The following is a 1,174-nucleotide window of genomic DNA, read 5'->3' on the forward strand; positions in this document are numbered from 1 at the left end:
GAGATCACCATCCACGGCACCCCCACCGACAGCTGAGAACGCACGACAACCTCCGCCGGTCGGACTCTGCCGAGCACCGCAGGGTCCGACCGGCGAGACATTCCGACCGACCGTGGAAGGGCACAGCTTCGCCGTGACTGTGCAGGTCCGAACGTGGGCGATGCTGGAATCCGGATGACACTCTGCGGGCCACGCATCACCGCGGGTCAGAGCCTTGCCGATGAGCCCACGGTCCAGATGACGAAGGCCCCCTGTCCAGCGTTCCCGCTGGTCAGGGGGCCTTTGCTCACGGCTGAGCGATGCTGAGTTCGAGGCAGCGCCTTCCGCCACTCTGACCAGCATCGACGATGCTTCTGACCTGCCGTGGGCCACAAGTGGCCATAGATTCGCAGCTCATGGAGCCGGGCACACAGCTGGGGAGTGCCACGCCGAGCGGCAGCCGCCGAGGTGAAGCGACTGTGCGAGCTCGTCGAGGTGACGCGTTCGTCCTACTACGCGTGGCGGGCGGGCGCGCCCGCTCTACACGAGCAAGGACTGCGCCCGCCTCTGCGCACGCCGGGGGGGGTGACCCAGTCGATGGGCGCCGTCGGCACCTCGGTGGACATCGCGCTCGCCGAGTCGTTCAACGCGACGCTCAAGCGTGAGGTCCTCCGGGACGCCGCCTGCTGGCCGGACGAGCTCACCTGCCACCGCCAGGTCTTCAATTGGGTCAACCGCTACAACGCCAGACGATGACACTCCTGGTGCGACGACCGAGCCCCGAACACGCGCTCGAGAAGGCAATAACGACCACGGCGCTGGCGACCGCCGCGCAATCACACCCCTTGTCCATGAATCGAGGGCAGAACCCCACTGGTTCAACGCCGAGCGCACCCACGGCTCCATCGGCCTTACCTCAATCGAAGCAGGAGCGTTCCACCACAGTCACCGAAAGCGCCAAGCCGAAGCGGCCTGACGCAACCTGAAGAGTCTCCGGACTCACCGGGGCAACTCAGCGGCCTGACGCAACCCGAAGAGTCTCCGGACTCACCGGGGCGACTCAAGATGCCGCGCAGATGCCGCTGGGCTCGCGGCCCATGACCTCTCGGCAGTTCTTGGATGCATACAAAGATCTTGGATGCATGCAACAGCGCGTGGCGCGCACGGAGGGCTCTTCGCGGATCGGCTCGCAACC

At 66.3% G+C, this 1,174-nt stretch carries 1 pseudogene; it reads left to right on the top strand.

Features of this window, described 5'->3' with window-relative positions:
• Nucleotides 1–517: 517 nt before the first annotated feature.
• A pseudogene (locus ACFWDO_RS21245) lies at nt 518–732 on the top strand (integrase core domain-containing protein); the annotation flags it as partial.
• Nucleotides 733–1,174: the final 442 nt, after the last annotated feature.

The organism is Isoptericola sp. NPDC060185 (genome assembly GCF_042728595.1).
In the GTDB taxonomy this organism is placed as follows: domain Bacteria; phylum Actinomycetota; class Actinomycetes; order Actinomycetales; family Cellulomonadaceae; genus Isoptericola.